Origin of the sequence: Micromonospora tarensis (assembly GCF_016803395.1) — a bacterium.
GTDB lineage: Bacteria > Actinomycetota > Actinomycetes > Mycobacteriales > Micromonosporaceae > Micromonospora > Micromonospora tarensis.
Map to the genome: position 1 here is coordinate 1 of NZ_JAEVHL010000156.1, position 15,770 is coordinate 15,770.

Consider the following 15,770-nt stretch of genomic DNA (forward strand, 5'->3'; position numbering starts at 1 on the left):
GGGGAGGGAGGGGTCAGGGTCAGTGGGGCGGGGAGGCCGGTGACTGTGGCTTCGCCGGTGCTGTCGACAGTGACGTGCACGGGGGTGTTGGCCACGCGGAGGCCGTCGACCGCTACGGCGCCGAACTCCGCTCCCGCCAGGGGCGCCAGTCGGACCGTGCCGCCCGGTACGTCCGGGTAGAGCCCAGTGGCGGCCTGGAGCAGCAGCACCGCGCCCGTCGCGGCCCACGCCTGCGGCCGGCACGAGGCCGGGTACGGCACCGGGCGGTTCACCTGTGCCCGGTCGTCGCCGCCGTACAGCTCCGGCATCCGGTAGTCGAACGCCTCGGCCGCGCTGAGCAGCCCGTCGGCCAGGCCGAGCGCGGCCTCGCGGTGCCCGGCGCGGGCCAGCCCGCCGAGCACGATGGCGGTGTCGTGGGTCCAGATCGAGCCACAGTGGTACGACAGCGGGCTGAAGCCGGCGTCGTCGCTGGACATGGTGCGTAGCCCGAACCCGGCGGCCATCGTGTCGGTGGTGAGCAGGTGCGCGACCTGGGCCTCCTCGTCCCGGTCGAGCAGGCCGGTGCCGAGCAGGTGGCCGATGTTGCTGGTCAGCGAGTCGACCGGGCGCTTGTCGCGGTCGAGGGCCAGCGCGGGTTGCGGGCCGTGGCGACCGTCGACCCAGAAGCTCTTGCGGAACCGGCCGACCAGCGCGGCGGCGTGTTCGCGCCAGCGGTCGGCGCCCGGTCGGCCGAAGGCGTCCAGCAGGGCGGCGCCGTTCACGGCCGCCTCGTGCGCGTACCCCTGCACCTCGGCCAGCACGATCGGCGCGGTGGCCAGGGACCCGTCGTGGAAGCGGACGGCGTCGCCGGAGTCCTTCCAGCCCTGGTTGGACAGGCCGTGTCCGGTGGTGTCGATGTACTCGACCAGGCCGTCGCCGTCCGGGTCGGCGTGCTCGCCGAGCCAGCGCAGCGCCGCCTCCAGGTGCGGCAGCAGGGGCTCGATCTGCTCGGCGGGCATTCCCCAACGCCACGCGTCGTGCAGCAGGTTGACCCAGAGCATCGTGGCGTCGACGGTGCCGTAGTACGCCGGCGGAAGGCGCAGGCCGTTGTCGGGCAGGGCGAACGCGTGGCGGCGCAGCTCGTGCAGGATCTTGCCGGGGGCCTCGCCGGTCGCCGGGTCGACGCGGGTGCCCTGCCGACGGGCGAGCACGCGCAGGGTGCCGGCGGCCAGGTCGGTGCCGAGCGGCAGCATCGCCCTCCTCGGCTCCGCCGCCTGCGGCAGCGGCTTCGACGACTCCTCCGGCGACACCACCCAGTCCAGTGGCCCCGCCAGCCTGCAGATCCTGATCGGTTCGTCCGGCGAGGCCGAGACCAAGGCCGTGCAGGACGCCGCCGCGAAGTGGGCCGGCCGCTCCGGCAACACCGCTACCGTCACCCCGGCGCAGGACCTCACCCAGCAGCTCGGTCAGGCCCTCGCCCGGCGGCACCCCGCCGGACGTCTTCTACGTGGACGCGGCCCAGTTCGCCAACTACGCCAGCGTCGGCGCCCTGGAGCCGTACGGCGACAAGATCAGCAACTCGGGCGACTTCTACGAGAGCCTGCGCACCGCCTTCACCTACGACGGCAAGCTCTACTGCGCCCCCAAGGACTTCTCCACCCTGGCCCTGCAGATCAACACCGACCTGTGGGCCAAAGCCGGGCTGACCGACGCCGACGTGCCGACGACCTGGGAGCAGCTCACCGCCGTCGCCCAGAAGATCAAGGCCAAGGGGCAGGTACCGCTGGCCCTCGGCGACACCCGGGACCGGATCGGCGCCTTCATGGTGCAGAACGGCGGCTGGCTGGTGAGCAAGGACGGCAAGCAGCCCACTGCCGACACCCCGGAGAACCTCGCCGCCCTCCAGTACGTCAAGACCATGCTCAGCACCGGCCTGGCCAAGTACCCGAAGCAGCTCGACGCCGGCTGGTCCGGCGAGGCGTTCGGCAAGGGCAAGGCCGTGATGACCATCGAGGGCAACTGGATCAAGGGTGCTCTGCAGAACGACTTCCCGAACGTGAAGTACAAGGTCGTGGCGCTGCCGGCCGGCTCCAAGGGACAGGGCACGCTCTCCTTCACCCAGTGCTGGGGCATCGCCGCGAAGAGCAAGTACAAGGACCAGGCGATCAAGTTCGTCGAGGCGATGACCAGCGGCGAGCAGCAGATGACCTTCGCGAAGGCGTTCGGTGTGATGCCGTCCCGCCAGTCGGCGCGCGACCAGTACACCGCCGCCTTCCCGGCGGACAAGGTGTTCATCGACGGTGCCGCGTACGCCCAGGGCCCGGTGAACGCCCCGAAGATGGACAGCGTCCTCAAGGACCTCGACACCGGTCTGCAGGGGCTGGCCAACGGCGACCCGAAGACAGTGCTGCAGAACTTCGACAAGAACGCCAAGGCGGCGCTCGGCGGCAGCTGAGGTGCTGGCGGGGGCCCCGGCGAACACCGGGGCCCCCGCCGCACGTCGGCCGGAGAGAGGAAGGGAGGGAAGATGGCAACCGAGACACTGACCGCCGTGGCGACCGCGGACGGCCCCCGCCGACGCAGGGGCGGCATCCGGAGCAACGAGAACCTCGCGGGCTGGCTCTTCGTCGCGCCGGTCATCGTCATTCTGGGGCTGTTCCTGCTGCTGCCCATCCTGATGGCGCTCTGGGTCAGCCTGACCGACTGGAACGGCCAGGGCAGCCCCTTCACCGGCGACGTCCCGTTCGTCGGCGGGCACAACTACACCCAGTTGTCCACCGAGGACGGGCTGGCCCGCCGCGACTTCATGACCAGCATCCGCAACAACATCTACTACGTGGCGATCGTGGTGCCGGCGCAGACCGTGCTCGCGCTCGGGCTGGCGTTGGTCGTCAACAACCGGATGCTCAAGGGCAAGAGCTTCTTCCGCAGCGCCTTCTACTTCCCCTCGGTGACCAGCTCGGTCGCGATCAGCGTGGTTTTCCTGTTCCTCTTCGCCAACTCCGGTGCGGTGAACGCGCTGCTCGGCGTCGTCGGCATCGACGGCCCCGAGTGGTTCGCCGATTCCCGGGGCGTGCTGCACCTGCTCTTCGGCGCGGTCGGCGTCGACTCGCCACCGGCGGCCCTGGCCGACGGCGGCCCGTTCGGGCTGACCTGGTGGGACTGGCTGGCCGGCCCGAGCGTGGCGATGATCTCGATCATCACGTTGGTCGTCTGGACCACCTCCGGCACCTTCATGCTGATGTTCCTGGCCGGGCTGCAGAACGTGCCGGTCACCCTGGACGAGGCGAGCACCCTCGACGGCGCCTCCCGATGGCAGCGCTTCCGGTACGTCACCCTGCCGATGATCAGGCCCACCACCTTCCTGGTGCTCACCCTCGGCATGATCGGCTCCTGGCAGGTCTTCGACCAGGTGTACGTGATGAGCCAGGGCGACCCCGCCAAGACCACGCTCACCCCGGCGTACCTGTCGTACCGGACCGCCTTCCGGGACTTCGACTACGGCTCCGGCGCGGCGATCTCGTTCGTGCTGTTCCTGATCATCATCGTGCTCACACTGATCCAGCGCCGGGCGCTGGCCGAGCGGGACACCGACCGACCGCGCCGCGGTTGGCGGCGTCGGCGCGTACCGGAGAGGTCCTGAGATGGCCGTGCTCACCGACCGCCCGGCGGCGACGCCCGCGCGGCGACACCAGCGCGCGGCCCGCACCCTGGCCACCCGCTTCCTGGGGTACGCCACGCTGGTCTTCTTCGGGCTGGTGTTCCTCTACCCGTTCGTCATCCAGATCGGCAACGCGCTCAAGACCGAACCCGACGCGGCGGCGAACCCGCTGTCACCGTTTCCGGACCCGCTCACGGTGGCCGGCTTCGAACGGATCTTCGCCGGCACCAACTTCCCACTGTGGCTGGGCAACTCGCTGCTGGTGACGGTGCTGGTCACCATCGGCCGGGTCTTCTTCGACTCGCTCGCCGGGTACGCGCTGGCCCGGCTGCGGTTCCGCGGTCGCGGTGGGCTGTTCGCCGCCGTCATCGCGGTGATGGCGGTGCCCGGGGTGGTGCTGCTGATCCCGAAGTTCCTGGTGCTCAACCAGCTCGGCCTCTACAACAGCTACGCCGGTCTCGTGGTGCCGTTGCTGGCCGACGCGGCGGGCGTGTTCATCATGAAGCAGTTCTTCGAGTCGATCCCGGTCAGCGTCGAGGAGGCCGCCCGGATCGACGGGGCGAGCATCTTCCGTACCTTCTGGTCGGTGGTGCTGCCGATGGCGAAACCGGCGCTGATCACCCTCACCATCCTGTCGTTCCAGGGCTCCTGGAACGAGTTCCCGCACAGCCTGGTGTCGGTGCAGGACCCGGACCTGTTCACCCTGCCGCGCGGGTTGGCCGACCTGGTCAGCGGCTCGCTCGGCAAGGGCACCCAGTACCCGCTCAAGCTCGGCGCCGCGCTGCTGGCCACCATCCCGGTGGCGATCATCTTCGTGGTGTTCCAGCGGTACTTCGTCCGCGACGCCAACGACGGCTCGGACAAGGGCTGACCCGGTTCGGTGTGGCGGCCTCGACCCGGGGCCGCCACACCGGTCACTCGACCTTCTCGGCTGGCACGGCAACGTGCAGGCGCACCTGCGGCACCAGCATGTCGTCGACGTCCAGCGCGCGGGCCGCGCCGTCGGGCTCCCAGCCGGTGCTGGTGAGGAACGTGCGGGTCGCCTCGTCACCGTCGAACGCCCAGGCCACCGCCCGACTCATGCCGTCCTCCCGCCACAGGTCGACGGCGGCGGCGAGCAGCCGACTGCCGTGCCCGCGTCGACCCCAGCGCGGCTCGACCAGCAGGTCGGTCACCGCCGCCACGTCCGGGCCGAGCGCGTCGGCCGGCTCGCCCGGCGCCAACGCCTCGCCATCGGCCGGGCCGGAGGCGGCGAACCCCACCAGATACGATTGCTCGGCCTGTTCGACGGCGACCAGCACCCGGTGCGCGCCCGAGGGCGGCTCCAGCACCGCGGCGCTCCACCGCCGGGCGAGGAACGCCTCGTCCAGGTTGTCGAGCACATGCCGAGGGAGGATCCGGCGGTACGCGACCCGCCAGGTCGCGAGCTGGATGCGTGCGATCTCGCCGGCGTCCTCGGGACGCGCCGGGCGGACGTACCCGAGAGCCATGGGACGGAAGCCTACGCAGGGCGGGGGAGACGACGGTGGCGCAGGGTGCCAACAGGACGACCGCGCAGGTCGTCGGGGTGGTGGTGCTCGCCGCGGCGGTCACCGGGTTCCTCGCCGTCGCGGCCGTCCGGCACGGCTTCTTCGATCTGAAGGTCTACTACGGCGCGTTGACCTGGTGGGTGCACGACGGCGGGGAGATCTACGACTATCTCAAGCCGAACACCCAGTACGGCTTCACCTATCCGCCGTTCGCCGCACTGGTCATGCTGCCGATGGCGTACCTGCCCTGGACGGCCGCGATCGTGGTGAGCGTGCTCGCCAGCGTGGTCACCACCACTGTGGTGATCTGGTGGTTGGTCGACCCGATCGCCCGCCGCGTCGGCTGGACCCGGTGGTTCGCCCTCGCCGTGGCGCTCTGCCTGGCCGCCGCGTTCGAGCCGATGCGCGAGACGGTCAACTTCGGTCAGGTCAACACGCTGCTGCTCTTCCTGGTGGCGGTGGACCTGTTGCGACTGCTGCCGGCGGGCAGCCGGTGGACCGGGGTGGCGATCGGGCTCGCCACGGCGATCAAGCTGACCCCGGGCGTCTTCATCGTCTACCTGCTGGTGACCGGGCGCTGGCGGGCGGCGGTCACCGCCAGCGGCACAGCCGCCGGGGTTTCGCTGCTGGCCGGGGCGCTCTTCCCGGACGCGTCCCGGGAATTCTGGACCGAGGCGCTGTGGAACACCGGACGAGTCGGTGAGCTGGCCTTCGTCTCCAACCAGTCGCTGCGCGGCGTGGTCGCCCGGCTCGACCCGGAGCACCCGAGCACGCTGCTGTGGCTGCTGCTGGTGCTCGGCACCCTGGCGCTCTGGGCCTGGCGGTCCCGGGCCGCCGTCGCCGCCGGTGACGAGGCGACCGGCCTGGCGCTGACCGGCGCGGTGATGTGCCTGGTGAGCCCGGTCACCTGGGTGCACCACCTGGTCTGGCTGCTGCCCGGGTTGATCCTGCTGGTCGACAACGCGATGGCCGCGCCGGCCGGCCGCCGACGGCGGGTCCTGCTGATCGCCGCGACCATCGGGTACGCCCTGCTGATCAGCCGGACCGTCTGGTTCTGGGAGAAGGACTTCACCGGTGTCGACGGTTTCCTGGGCAGCAACGCCTACGTGTGGATCGGTCTGGCGTTGCTGGCCTTCCTGCCGATCCGCCGGTGGCTGACGCCGGGCGGGTCAGTGGTCGAGGCGGCCGGCGTACCGCAGCTCGACCAGCCCGACCGGCGGGCTCCCACCGGTCAGCGGCACCTGGTAGGTCGACCGCTCACCGTCCGCTGACAGCCCGACCCGCTCGCAGAACCGGCGGGCCCGCCGGTTCTCCGCCAGCACCCACGCCCGATACCCGGTCCAGCCCCGCTCGGTGAGCCCGGCCCGAGCGGCGGCCAGCAGCGCGACGGCGGTCCCGTCGCCCCAGCGGGCCGGCTCCACGTAGAGCGCCACCACCTCGCCGACCGTCGGGTCCAGGTCGTCCCGGTCCTGGTTGCGGCGGTACGGCCCGAAGGTGGTGAAACCCACGACCGACCCGGCCACCTCGCCGAGCACCGTGGTGAACGGGTGATCCGGATCGGCGGTGCCGACGTCCCGACGGCGCTGCGCCCAGGCCACCACGTTCAGCCGCCGGAGCACCTCGTCCGGCATGAAGCCGGCGTAGCCCGCCTGCCAGCCGTGCACGTGCACCCGGGCGACCGCTTCGGCGTCGTCCGGTTCCTCCCGGCGGATGGTCAGCATTGCACCGTTCTATGCCCCGTTGGCCATCACGTCCAGCTTCCCGCACCGGCGTCGTACCGATGAATTAGGGTCGCCGACGATGGCCGCACCAGAATCACTCTCGCTCGCCCAGGCCCGCCGCGTGGCGCTCGCCGCCCAGGGCTTCGCCGACCCGGCGCCGACCGGCGTGCCCACCCGCCGGCACCTACGCCGGGTGCTCGACCGGGTCGGGCTGATCCAGATGGACTCGGTAAACGTGCTGCGCCGCGCGCACTACCTGCCGCTGTACAGCCGGCTCGGGCCCTACCCGACCATGCTGCTCGACCAGGCCGCCTACCGCCGGCCGCGGGAGCTGTTCGAATACTGGGGCCACGAGGCGTCGCTGGTTCCGGTCGGGCTGCACCCGATGCTGCGCTGGCGGATGGCCCGGGCGCGCAGCGAATCCTGGGGCGGCATGCGGCGGATCGCCCAGGAGCAGCCCGCGCTGGTGGCCTGGGTCCGTGACGAGGTGGCCGCCCGGGGGCCGCTGACCGCGGCCGAGATCGAGCACGACGCGCCCCGGGAGACCGGCAACTGGGGGTGGAACTGGTCGGCGGTCAAGCAGGCCCTGGAGTTCCTGTTCTGGGCCGGCGAGGTGACCGCGGCCGAGCGCAGCACCTCCTTCGCCCGCCGCTACGACCTGCCGGAGCGGGTGCTGCCGGCGGCCGTGCTGGCCGCGCCCACCCCGACCGACGCCGAGGCGTACCGCACCCTGGTGGCACTCGCGGCGCGGTCGCTCGGGGTGGCCGCCGAGCCTGAGCTGCGCGACTACTTCCGGCTACCGGTGGCCGGTGCCCGGCAGGCCGTCGCGGAGCTGGCCGAGGCCGGTGAGCTGGTGCCGGTCACCGTGGCCGGCTGGCGTCAGCCGGCCTGGCTGCACGCGTCCGCCCGGCTGCCCCGGTGGGTTCGCGGCAACACCCTGGTCAGCCCCTTCGACCCGCTGATCTGGGAACGGGCCCGCACCGAGCGGCTCTTCGACTTCAGCTACCGGATCGAGATCTACGTCCCGGCACCACAGCGCGTCTACGGCTACTACGTGTTGCCCTTCCTCCAGGGCGAGCGGTTCACCGCCCGGGTCGACCTGAAGGCCGACCGCAAGGCCGGGGTGCTGCTGGTGCCGGCCGCCTGGGTGGAGCCCGGCGCCGACCCGGGGGAGACCGCCGTGGCGCTCGCCGCCGAGCTGTACCGGCTCGCCGGCTGGCTCGGCCTGGACGCGGTGGCGCCGCCCGCGGCCGGCGACCTGGCTGGTCCGCTCACCGCCGCGTTGGCCGGCGTGTCCGGTGTACCGTGAGCGCGTGACGAGCGCTCCCGGACCGGTCGACCAGCCGCAGCCCGCCACCCCCGGCGCGGTCCACCCGGCCGCCATGGCCGACGCTGCTCCCGATGGCTTCGGTCCCGGCGGGGCGGGTCCCGGGGGGTTGGGTCCCGGGGGGTTCGGTCCCGGCGGCGCGGGTTCCGGCGGCTTTGGTCCTGGCGGCTCAGGTCCTGGCGGCTCGGTTGCGCAGGGTTGGTCGACGACCCCACCGGGTGGCTACCCGGCGCCCGAGCCGGACCGGCTCACCCGGTTCGTGCTGCGGCTCTACGAACGGTCCCCGCGCTGGGCGGTGCCGCTGGCCGCGCTCGGCTGTGTCGCCGTCGGCATGGCCTACGCCCTGGTCAGCAACCCGACGCACGCCGACCCGGACGCCGCACCCAGCTGTCTGCTCAAGTTGACCACCGGGCTGGACTGCCCGGGCTGCGGTGGCACCCGAGCACTCTGGTACGTGCTGCACGGCGACCTGCCGGCCGCCGCCCGGCACCACTTCCTCTTCGTCTTCGCGCTGCCGTTCCTGGCGTACCTCTTCGTGGCCTGGGCGGGCAGCCAGGCGTTCGGTTGGCGACTGCCCGAGCTGCGGATCAGCTCGAAGGTCATCGGCGCTTTCCTGGGCGCGTGGCTCGCCTTCTCGGTGTTACGCAATCTGCCCTGGGCGCCGTTCACCTCGCTCTACGTCTGACCGCGCCGTCGCCTGACGCGTCGTCGCCTGACGTGCCGGTGCCCGACGTGCCGGTGCCTGGTCGCATGAGGCACTGGTGCCCGAATGCGCCGGCGCGCAGATGCGGGGCTCGGCCGGCATGCGCTGTTCGGGCGTCCTTTGGAGCTGATTCGTTTACGACATCAATGGCGGCCTCATCTGTTTTCCGCTGCCAGTGAATCGCTTTGCTCGGGCTGCTCGTATCGCCCTTGGGTCGTCGGGTCGCCCTCGGGTCGTCGGGTCGCGCTCGGGTCGTCGGGTCGCGCTCGGGTCGTCGGGTCGTTGCGTCGCGCTCGGGTCGTCCGGTGGTGTTCGGGTCGTCGCTTCGTTGGGTGGTGTTCGGGTCGTCGGCTCGTCGGGTGTTGCTCGGGTTGGTCGGGTCGCGTTCGGAACTTTTGGGTCGCGCTACAGCGCGCCGAGGGCTCGGCCGTGGCTGCCGAAAGTCCTGCGGCGCCCGCCATCTGCATGATCGACTCGGCATCCAGGAAACCGGGCCATCCACCCGATCCGGATACCCCGATTTCCAGGAACCCGAGTTGATCTCCCAGTGGGTAGCCGGACACCCACGCCCGAGCGCACGGCGGTCGACGCACCTCGCCTCAAGCCCGTACTCGATCCTTGATGTAGTGGTGTCGGACCCGGCGGATGCCGCTACATCGATGATGTTGCGCGATCTTGCGGGCGGAAGCTGCTGCCGGGCCGTTCGGGCCGTTCGGGCCGTTCGGGCCGTTCGGGCCGTTCGGGCCGTTCGGGCCGTTCGGGCCGTTCGGGTCGCTTGGGCCGCTGGGATCGCGCTTCGAGTCGCGCGGGTCGCTTGGCCGCTCGGGCCGCTCGGGTCGCTGGGGTCGCCGGGTTGCTGGGGTCACTCGGGCCACTTCGACCGCTTGAGTCGCTTGGCGGCTCGGGTCGCTTGGGCCGCTCAGGTCGCTGGGGTTGGCTGGGCGGCTGGGCGGCTGGGCGGCGCTCGAGCCTCGCTTTCTCGGGTTGGGAGCCCATTCGCCGGGGCCGATGTCGCAAACGATTCAGCTCCAAAGGACGCCGATGGAACTGTCCGTCCGGCCTCCGGCCTCCGGCCTCCGGCCTCGACCCTCGGGCCTCGGGCCTCGGGAATCGGGAATCGGGCCTCGGAATCGGACCCGGACCCGGACCGGGCGTCGGCGGCTCCGCCGCTGCCTGAGTGATCGACATTGCATGGGGCGCGCCTGAGTTGGGCCGGCCGGCACGGCACCACTAGAGTCCCAGGAATGCCGGACATGGTGCAGCCCCAGGTCAAGTTGATCGCGTGGACCCAATTCGCGGCCCCGGACGACGTGCCGTGGTCGACCGACGCGGAGGGCGGCCAGGCGCTCGCCGAGTTCGCCGGCCGGGCCTGCTACCAGTCCTGGAAGAAGCCGAACCCGGCGACCGCCACCAACGCCGGGTACCTGGCGCACATCCTCGAGGTCGGGCACCTGAGCGTGCTGGAGCACGGGTCGGTGACCTTTTACTTCACCGGGGTGTCCCGCTCCCTCACCCACGAGCTGATCCGGCACCGGCACTTCTCCTACTCCCAGCTCTCCCAGCGTTACGTCCCGGAGCGCGACGCGGCCATGGTCGAGCCGGCCGTCATCGCTGACGACCCGGAGCTGCACAAGAAGTTTGTCGAGGCCGCCGAGGCGAGCGTTCGGGCGTACACCGAGTTGCTGGAGGGCCTGGAGCAGCGCTTCTCCGACGAGCCGAACCCGACGCTGCGCCGCAAGCAGGCCCGGCAGGCGGCCCGGGCGGTGCTGCCCAACGCCACCGAGACCCGGATCGTGGTCAGCGGCAACTACCGGGCCTGGCGGCACTTCATCGCGATGCGGGCCACCGAGCACGCTGATGTGGAGATCCGTGAGCTGGCGGTGGAATGCCTGCGCCAGCTCCAGGGGGTGGCCCCGAACGTGTTCGCCGATTTCGTGATCTCCGCGCTGCCGGACGGCACCGAGGTGGCGGCCAGCCCGCACGAGGCGTCCTGAGCCCTTCCCCGGCAGGCCCCGGCTGGTCGTCCGCTAGGTTGGAGGGTATGACGCACGACCACCTCGACGCCGCGGCCCGACCGGCGTCCCGCCCCTTCGGCCGGCTGCTCACGGCCATGGTGAGCCCGTTCACCCCTGACGGTTCGCTCGACCTCGACGGTGCCGCCCGGCTGGCGAGCCACCTGGTCGACGAGCAGGGTAACGACGCGCTAGTGGTCAACGGCACCACCGGCGAGTCGCCGACCACCACCGACGCGGAGAAGGAACGCCTGATCCGGGCAGTGGTGGAGGCCGTCGGGGACCGCGCCAAGGTGGTCGCCGGGGTCGGCACCAACGACACCCGGCACACCATCGAGCTGGCCGCCGCCGCCGAGAAGGCGGGCGCACACGGTCTGCTGGTGGTCACCCCGTACTACAGCAAGCCGCCGCAGAGCGGCCTGCTGCGGCACTTCACCGCGGTGGCCGACGCCAGCGGCCTGCCGGTGATGCTGTACGACATCCCGCACCGCGCCGGCGTGCCGATCGAGACCGAGACGCTGGTCCGGCTCGCCGAGCACGGCCGGATCGTCGCGGTCAAGGACGCCAAGGGCGACCTGACCGCCGCCAGCTGGGTGACCAGCCGGACCAGCCTCGCCTTCTACAGCGGCGAGGACGCGCTCACCCTGCCGGCGCTGGCCGTCGGCTGCGTGGGCGTGGTCGGCACCTCGACGCACTTCACCGGGGCGCTGACCGCACAGATGATCGACGCGTACGACGCGGGGGACATGCCGGCCGCGCTTGCCCTGCACCGGCGGCTGCTGCCGCTGTTCACCGGCATCTTCCGCACCCAGGGCACCATCCTGGTGAAGGCGGGGCTGGCGTCGCTGGGCCTGCCGGCCGGCCCGGTGCGGCCCCCGCTGGTGGACGCCACCAACGACGAGATCGCCCAGCTGCGCGCGGACTTCGCGGCAGCGGGCCTGGAGCTGCCCGAATGATTGAACGACACGATGGGCGCCGAGTGACGGCGTCGCAGAATGAGGTGGACGCGTGACCGAGGCGCACATCGAGGCGGAGCTACCCCCGCCGCTGCCGGAAGGTGGCCTGCGGATCATTCCGCTCGGCGGGCTCGGCGCCATCGGCCGGAACATGACCGTCTTCGAGTACGACGGCAAGTTGCTGATCGTCGACTGCGGGGTGCTCTTCCCCGACGTCGAGCAGCCGGGGGTGGACCTGATCCTCCCCGACTTCGGTCCGATCCTGGACCGACTGGCCGACGTTCAGGCGATCGTGCTGACCCACGGCCACGAGGACCACATCGGCGCGGTGCCCTACCTGCTCGCCCACAAGCCCGACATCCCGCTGGTCGGCTCACAGTTCACCCTCGCCCTGGTCGAGGCGAAGTTGGCCGAGCGGCGGATCCAGCCGTACACGTTGACCGTGCGGGAGGGCGGCCGGGAGCGGCTCGGCCCGTTCGAGTGTGAGTTCTTCGCGGTCAACCACTCGATTCCGGACGCCCTCGCGGTGGCCATCCGCACCCCCGCCGGCCTGGTGCTGCACACCGGCGACTTCAAGATGGACCAGCTGCCGCTGGATGGCCGGATCACCGACCTGGCCGGTTTCGCCCGGCTCGGTGCCGAAGGCGTCGACCTGCTGCTGTCCGACTCCACCAACGCGGAGATCCCCGGTTTCGTCACCCCGGAGCGGGAGATCGGCCCGGTGCTCGACTCGATCTTCGCGAAGGCCAAGGGTCGGATCATCGTGGCCTCGTTCGCCTCGCACGTGCACCGCGTGCAGCAGGTCTTCGACTCCGCCGCCGAGCACGGCCGCAAGGTCGCGCTGATCGGGCGGTCCATGGTCCGCAACATGGGCATCGCCCGGGACCTCGGCCTGCTCAACATCCCGGCCGGCCTGGTCATCGGGATCGAAGAGGCGACCACGCTGCCGCCGGAGCAGATCGTGCTGATGTCCACCGGTTCGCAGGGTGAGCCGATGAGCGCGCTGGGCCGGATGGCCAGCGGCGACCACCGACACATCACCATCGCCCCCGGTGACACCGTCGTGCTGGCCTCCTCCCTGGTGCCCGGCAACGAGACCTCGGTCTACCGGGTGATCAACCGGCTCGCCCGGGCCGGCGCTGTGGTCGTGCACAAGGACGTGGCCAAGGTGCACGTCTCCGGGCACGCCCCCGCCGGGGAACTGCTCTACCTGCTCAACGTGGTCCGGCCCAGCAACCTGATGCCCGTGCACGGCGAGTGGCGTCACCTGCGTGCCCACGCCCGGCTCGGCATCGAGTCCGGGGTCGCCGCCGACCGGGTGGTGATCTGCGAGGACGGCGACGTGGTCGACCTGGTCGAGGGCCGCGCCAGCCTGGTCGGGCACGTGAAGAGCCGGTACGTCTACGTGGACGGCCTCGCCGTCGGTGACGTCAGCGAGTCGCTGCTCACCGAACGGCGGATTCTCGGTGACGGCGGTTTCATCGCCACCACAGTGGTGGTCGACTCGGTCACCGGCAAGGTGGTCGCCGGCCCGACGCTCTCCGCGAAGGGCTTCTCCGAGGACCCGGAGGCGTTCAACCCGGTGGTGCCGCTGGTCACCGAGGCGCTCAACCGGGCCGCGGCGGACGGCATCACCGACCCGCACCAGCTCCAGCAGATCGTCCGGCGGACCGTGGGGCGGTGGGTCAACGACAAGTACCGTCGTCGGCCGATGATCGTGCCCACCGTGGTCGAGGTCTGACCCACGCGTGACCGGCCCGGATGCTGTCGGGCGTACCGGCTCAGTTCCGGGCCAACCGGCGCCACAGCACCAGCAGCCCGGTGCCGAGCGCGACCAGCACCGCGCCGATGAGGCCGTACGTGCCGCCGGACGCCCCCGTGCGGGGCAGTTGCGCGGCCTCCGGCGTCGAGACGCCCGTCGGGGTGGGCGTGCCGCTCGGGCTGGCCGACGGCGACGTGGTGGCCTCGCCGGCACCCGAGCCGCCGGCCCCGCTCAGCCGCAGCGACACGGTGGTGTCCTTGTTGGTGTAGCGGTTGACGGGTGCGAGCGTGAGCTGGACCGTCTTCGTGCCCCCGGTGACCGCCAGTCGGACGTCGAAGGTGTCGGTGGCACCGTCGGCGAGCACGCGGCGCCGCAGGATCTCACAGCCCGGGCCGTTCGTCCGGCCGCTGTCGGCGCACTCCGGCGCGCTCACCCGCACGCCGGTCGGGGTGGTGACGAACACCGCGTAACCGCCGACGTCGAAGGTGCCGGTGTTCGTGATTTGCACCCGTACCGTCGTCGTCCCGTCGACCACCGGGGTGGCGGTGGCCCGCAGCCGCATGGACGTGCGGTCCGGCCAGTTGATCCGGAAGTCGGTGAACGCGTCGGTGACCCCCGCGGCGTTCCGGCCGGCGACGGAGCCCCACGCCTGCGACCCGAAGCGCGGCTCCGGGCTCGACGACGAGATCGACAGGCGGTACGTCCGGTCTCCCCGGGCCGGCAGTTCGGCGCCGCCGCAGAGCCAGTTCCTCGGCGCACCGCCGAGCACCCGGCAGTCCCCGTGGTCGTCGAGGTCGAACCCCGTAGGCAGGCGGAGCACGAAGAAGCCCTTCGCCGCCGTCGCACCCTGGTTGACCACCGAGACTTCCAGCGGACCGGCCGGGAACCACGGGTCGGTGCCCTTGAGGAAGACGAGGTCGGCCCGGGCCAGGATGGTCGGCGCGGCGGTTCCGGCCCTCGTGCTCGGCGAGACGGACGGGGTGGACGTGGCGGCAGCGGCCACGGTCGGTGCGGCGAGGGCGGACAGGGCGGACAGGGCGAGCACAGTGGCGGCGAGGAGGCCGGACCGGAGCAGGTGCTTCATGACGACTCCCGAGGGGGTTACGGTAGGTGACGCCGATACCACAGCCGTCCCGCACTCCCGGTTGCGTGCTGTCGGAAGCCGCACAGTCCGCGCGTCGACTGCAACCATCGGGCCCCGCAAAGTGTCACGGCAGGCCGGCGACCGCCTCGGCGTACGCGACGCCGGTGGCGATGGCGGCGTCCACCAGCACCCGGAGCTGCGCCGGCGCGACCCCGTGCGCCAGATCGGTGGCCACGTCGCCGGCCAGCACCAGCTCCTCGCCGAGGTCGTGTGCGTACGCCTTGGGCAGCAGCCGGTCGTGGTTCCACGCGTTGCAGAAGGCGTACGCCTCGGCGCGGCGGGCCGTTGGCAGCCGACGGTCGGCCATCGCGCGGGTGTGCAGCACCTCGCCCCGCTCGCCGGCCCGCCGGAACTGGATGACAGCGCCGTCCCAGTGGCCGATCACCGTGTCGTTCTCGTCCACCAGATAGTGGTCGCCACGCCCGTCCAGCACCGCGGTGATCAGGTCGACGGAGAGCGCCGCCAGCTCGCGGTCGTCGAACCCGGCGGCCTCGTCGGACAGCTCGGTGTCCGGCCGGTCGGCCTCGGCGTCGGTGGACAGCTGGACCGGTGCCGCCAGCGGGCGCTCGGCCAGCCAGGCGGCCATCCGTCCGGAGTGGTGCCCGGTGCCGTTGCGCGCGTCGAAGCTGCCGGCCAGCTCGCCGGCGACTCCGACCAGCAGCGCCCCGAGCGTGTTGACGTCCAGCTCGGCGGCCGGCCGCTCGCCGTGCGCCGGGCGTGGCATCGGCCGGCCACCCTGCCCGGCCTCGGTGGCCAACCCGCAGACCAGAGCCCCGGCGGCGGCGAATTCCATGGCGGCGAGGTCGTCGGTCGGCCGGTCCAACCGGGGCAGCTGCTCGGCCAGGATGCTCAGCCCTCGGTCCAGGTGCCCGCCCAACGCGCAGAACCGCAGGTGCGCGGCGAGGTACGGGAACGCCGCGCGTTCGTGCCGGTGCCGGCGGTACGCCCGCACGTGCGCCGCCGCCGCCCGCTCCGG

General features: G+C 71.9%; 14 protein-coding genes. 9 read left to right on the top strand and 5 right to left on the bottom strand.

Annotated features, from left to right (window positions below; translation table 11 throughout):
- Positions 1 to 1,415: MGH1-like glycoside hydrolase domain-containing protein (locus JM949_RS24365; protein ID WP_407664813.1), on the bottom strand; the 1,415-nt coding region annotated here is incomplete at its 3' end.
- A gap of 71 nt (positions 1,416 to 1,486) precedes the next feature.
- Between JM949_RS24365 and JM949_RS24370 the strand changes: the two genes are divergently transcribed.
- The 3 genes from JM949_RS24370 to JM949_RS24380 all read left to right on the top strand — a co-directional run bounded on the left by JM949_RS24370 (position 1,487) and on the right by JM949_RS24380 (position 4,511).
- The gene (locus JM949_RS24370; protein WP_309232306.1) at positions 1,487 to 2,434 is read left to right on the top strand and encodes a sugar ABC transporter substrate-binding protein; all 948 of its coding nucleotides are present in this window, start codon (positions 1,487 to 1,489) and stop codon (positions 2,432 to 2,434) included.
- Positions 2,435 to 2,506: 72 nt separating this feature from the next.
- Positions 2,507 to 3,622, top strand: coding sequence for a carbohydrate ABC transporter permease (locus JM949_RS24375; protein WP_203150635.1), 1,116 nt, complete (start codon positions 2,507 to 2,509; stop codon positions 3,620 to 3,622).
- 1 nt (position 3,623) lies between these two features.
- Positions 3,624 to 4,511 (top strand): carbohydrate ABC transporter permease, encoded by an 888-nt coding sequence (locus tag JM949_RS24380; protein WP_203150636.1) that lies wholly within the window; start codon positions 3,624 to 3,626, stop codon positions 4,509 to 4,511.
- Positions 4,512 to 4,554: 43 nt separating this feature from the next.
- Here the strand turns inward: JM949_RS24380 and JM949_RS24385 are convergent, their stop codons facing one another.
- On the bottom strand, positions 4,555 to 5,130 hold the full coding sequence (locus JM949_RS24385; protein WP_203150637.1) for a GNAT family N-acetyltransferase: 576 nt from the start codon (positions 5,128 to 5,130) through the stop codon (positions 4,555 to 4,557).
- A 35-nt stretch (positions 5,131 to 5,165) separates the two neighbouring features.
- On the opposite strand from JM949_RS24385, the gene JM949_RS24390 reads away from it, so the two are divergent.
- Positions 5,166 to 6,440 (top strand): glycosyltransferase family 87 protein, encoded by a 1,275-nt coding sequence (locus JM949_RS24390; protein WP_203150638.1) that lies wholly within the window; start codon positions 5,166 to 5,168, stop codon positions 6,438 to 6,440.
- Here the strand turns inward: JM949_RS24390 and JM949_RS24395 are convergent.
- The gene (locus tag JM949_RS24395; protein ID WP_203150639.1) at positions 6,339 to 6,890 is read right to left on the bottom strand and encodes a GNAT family N-acetyltransferase; all 552 of its coding nucleotides are present in this window, start codon (positions 6,888 to 6,890) and stop codon (positions 6,339 to 6,341) included. The two genes, JM949_RS24390 and JM949_RS24395, sit on opposite strands and share 102 nt — an antisense overlap.
- A 79-nt stretch (positions 6,891 to 6,969) precedes the next feature.
- Here JM949_RS24395 and JM949_RS24400 point away from each other — a divergent pair, with 79 nt between their 5' ends.
- The 5 genes from JM949_RS24400 to JM949_RS24420 all read left to right on the top strand — a co-directional run bounded on the left by JM949_RS24400 (position 6,970) and on the right by JM949_RS24420 (position 13,629).
- Entirely contained in the window at positions 6,970 to 8,199 is a 1,230-nt protein-coding gene (locus JM949_RS24400; RefSeq protein ID WP_203150640.1) for a winged helix-turn-helix domain-containing protein, read from the top strand.
- A 4-nt stretch (positions 8,200 to 8,203) separates the two neighbouring features.
- Positions 8,204 to 8,902, top strand: a complete 699-nt coding sequence (locus JM949_RS24405; RefSeq protein WP_309232307.1) for a DUF2752 domain-containing protein — start codon at positions 8,204 to 8,206, stop codon at positions 8,900 to 8,902.
- 1,271 nt (positions 8,903 to 10,173) lie between these two features.
- Positions 10,174 to 10,914, top strand: coding sequence for an FAD-dependent thymidylate synthase (gene thyX / locus JM949_RS24410; protein ID WP_203150644.1), 741 nt, complete (start codon positions 10,174 to 10,176; stop codon positions 10,912 to 10,914).
- Positions 10,915 to 10,961: 47 nt separating this feature from the next.
- Positions 10,962 to 11,888: a 4-hydroxy-tetrahydrodipicolinate synthase gene (dapA, locus tag JM949_RS24415; RefSeq protein ID WP_203150641.1), complete on the top strand. Its 927-nt coding sequence runs from the start codon at positions 10,962 to 10,964 to the stop codon at positions 11,886 to 11,888.
- Between the two features lie 52 nt (positions 11,889 to 11,940).
- A complete protein-coding gene (locus tag JM949_RS24420) occupies positions 11,941 to 13,629 on the top strand; it encodes a ribonuclease J (RefSeq protein WP_124854118.1) in 1,689 nt (562 codons plus the stop codon).
- A gap of 40 nt (positions 13,630 to 13,669) precedes the next feature.
- Here JM949_RS24420 and JM949_RS24425 read toward each other — a convergent pair whose 3' ends face one another.
- Both JM949_RS24425 and JM949_RS24430 read right to left on the bottom strand, forming a co-directional pair.
- Positions 13,670 to 14,734 carry an LPXTG cell wall anchor domain-containing protein gene (locus tag JM949_RS24425; RefSeq protein ID WP_203150642.1) on the bottom strand — a complete coding sequence of 355 codons (1,065 nt, stop codon included), beginning with the start codon at positions 14,732 to 14,734 and terminating at the stop codon, positions 13,670 to 13,672.
- A 124-nt stretch (positions 14,735 to 14,858) separates the two neighbouring features.
- A partial coding sequence (locus JM949_RS24430) for a type III secretion system chaperone family protein (protein WP_203150643.1) occupies positions 14,859 to 15,770 on the bottom strand: 912 nt, incomplete at its 5' end.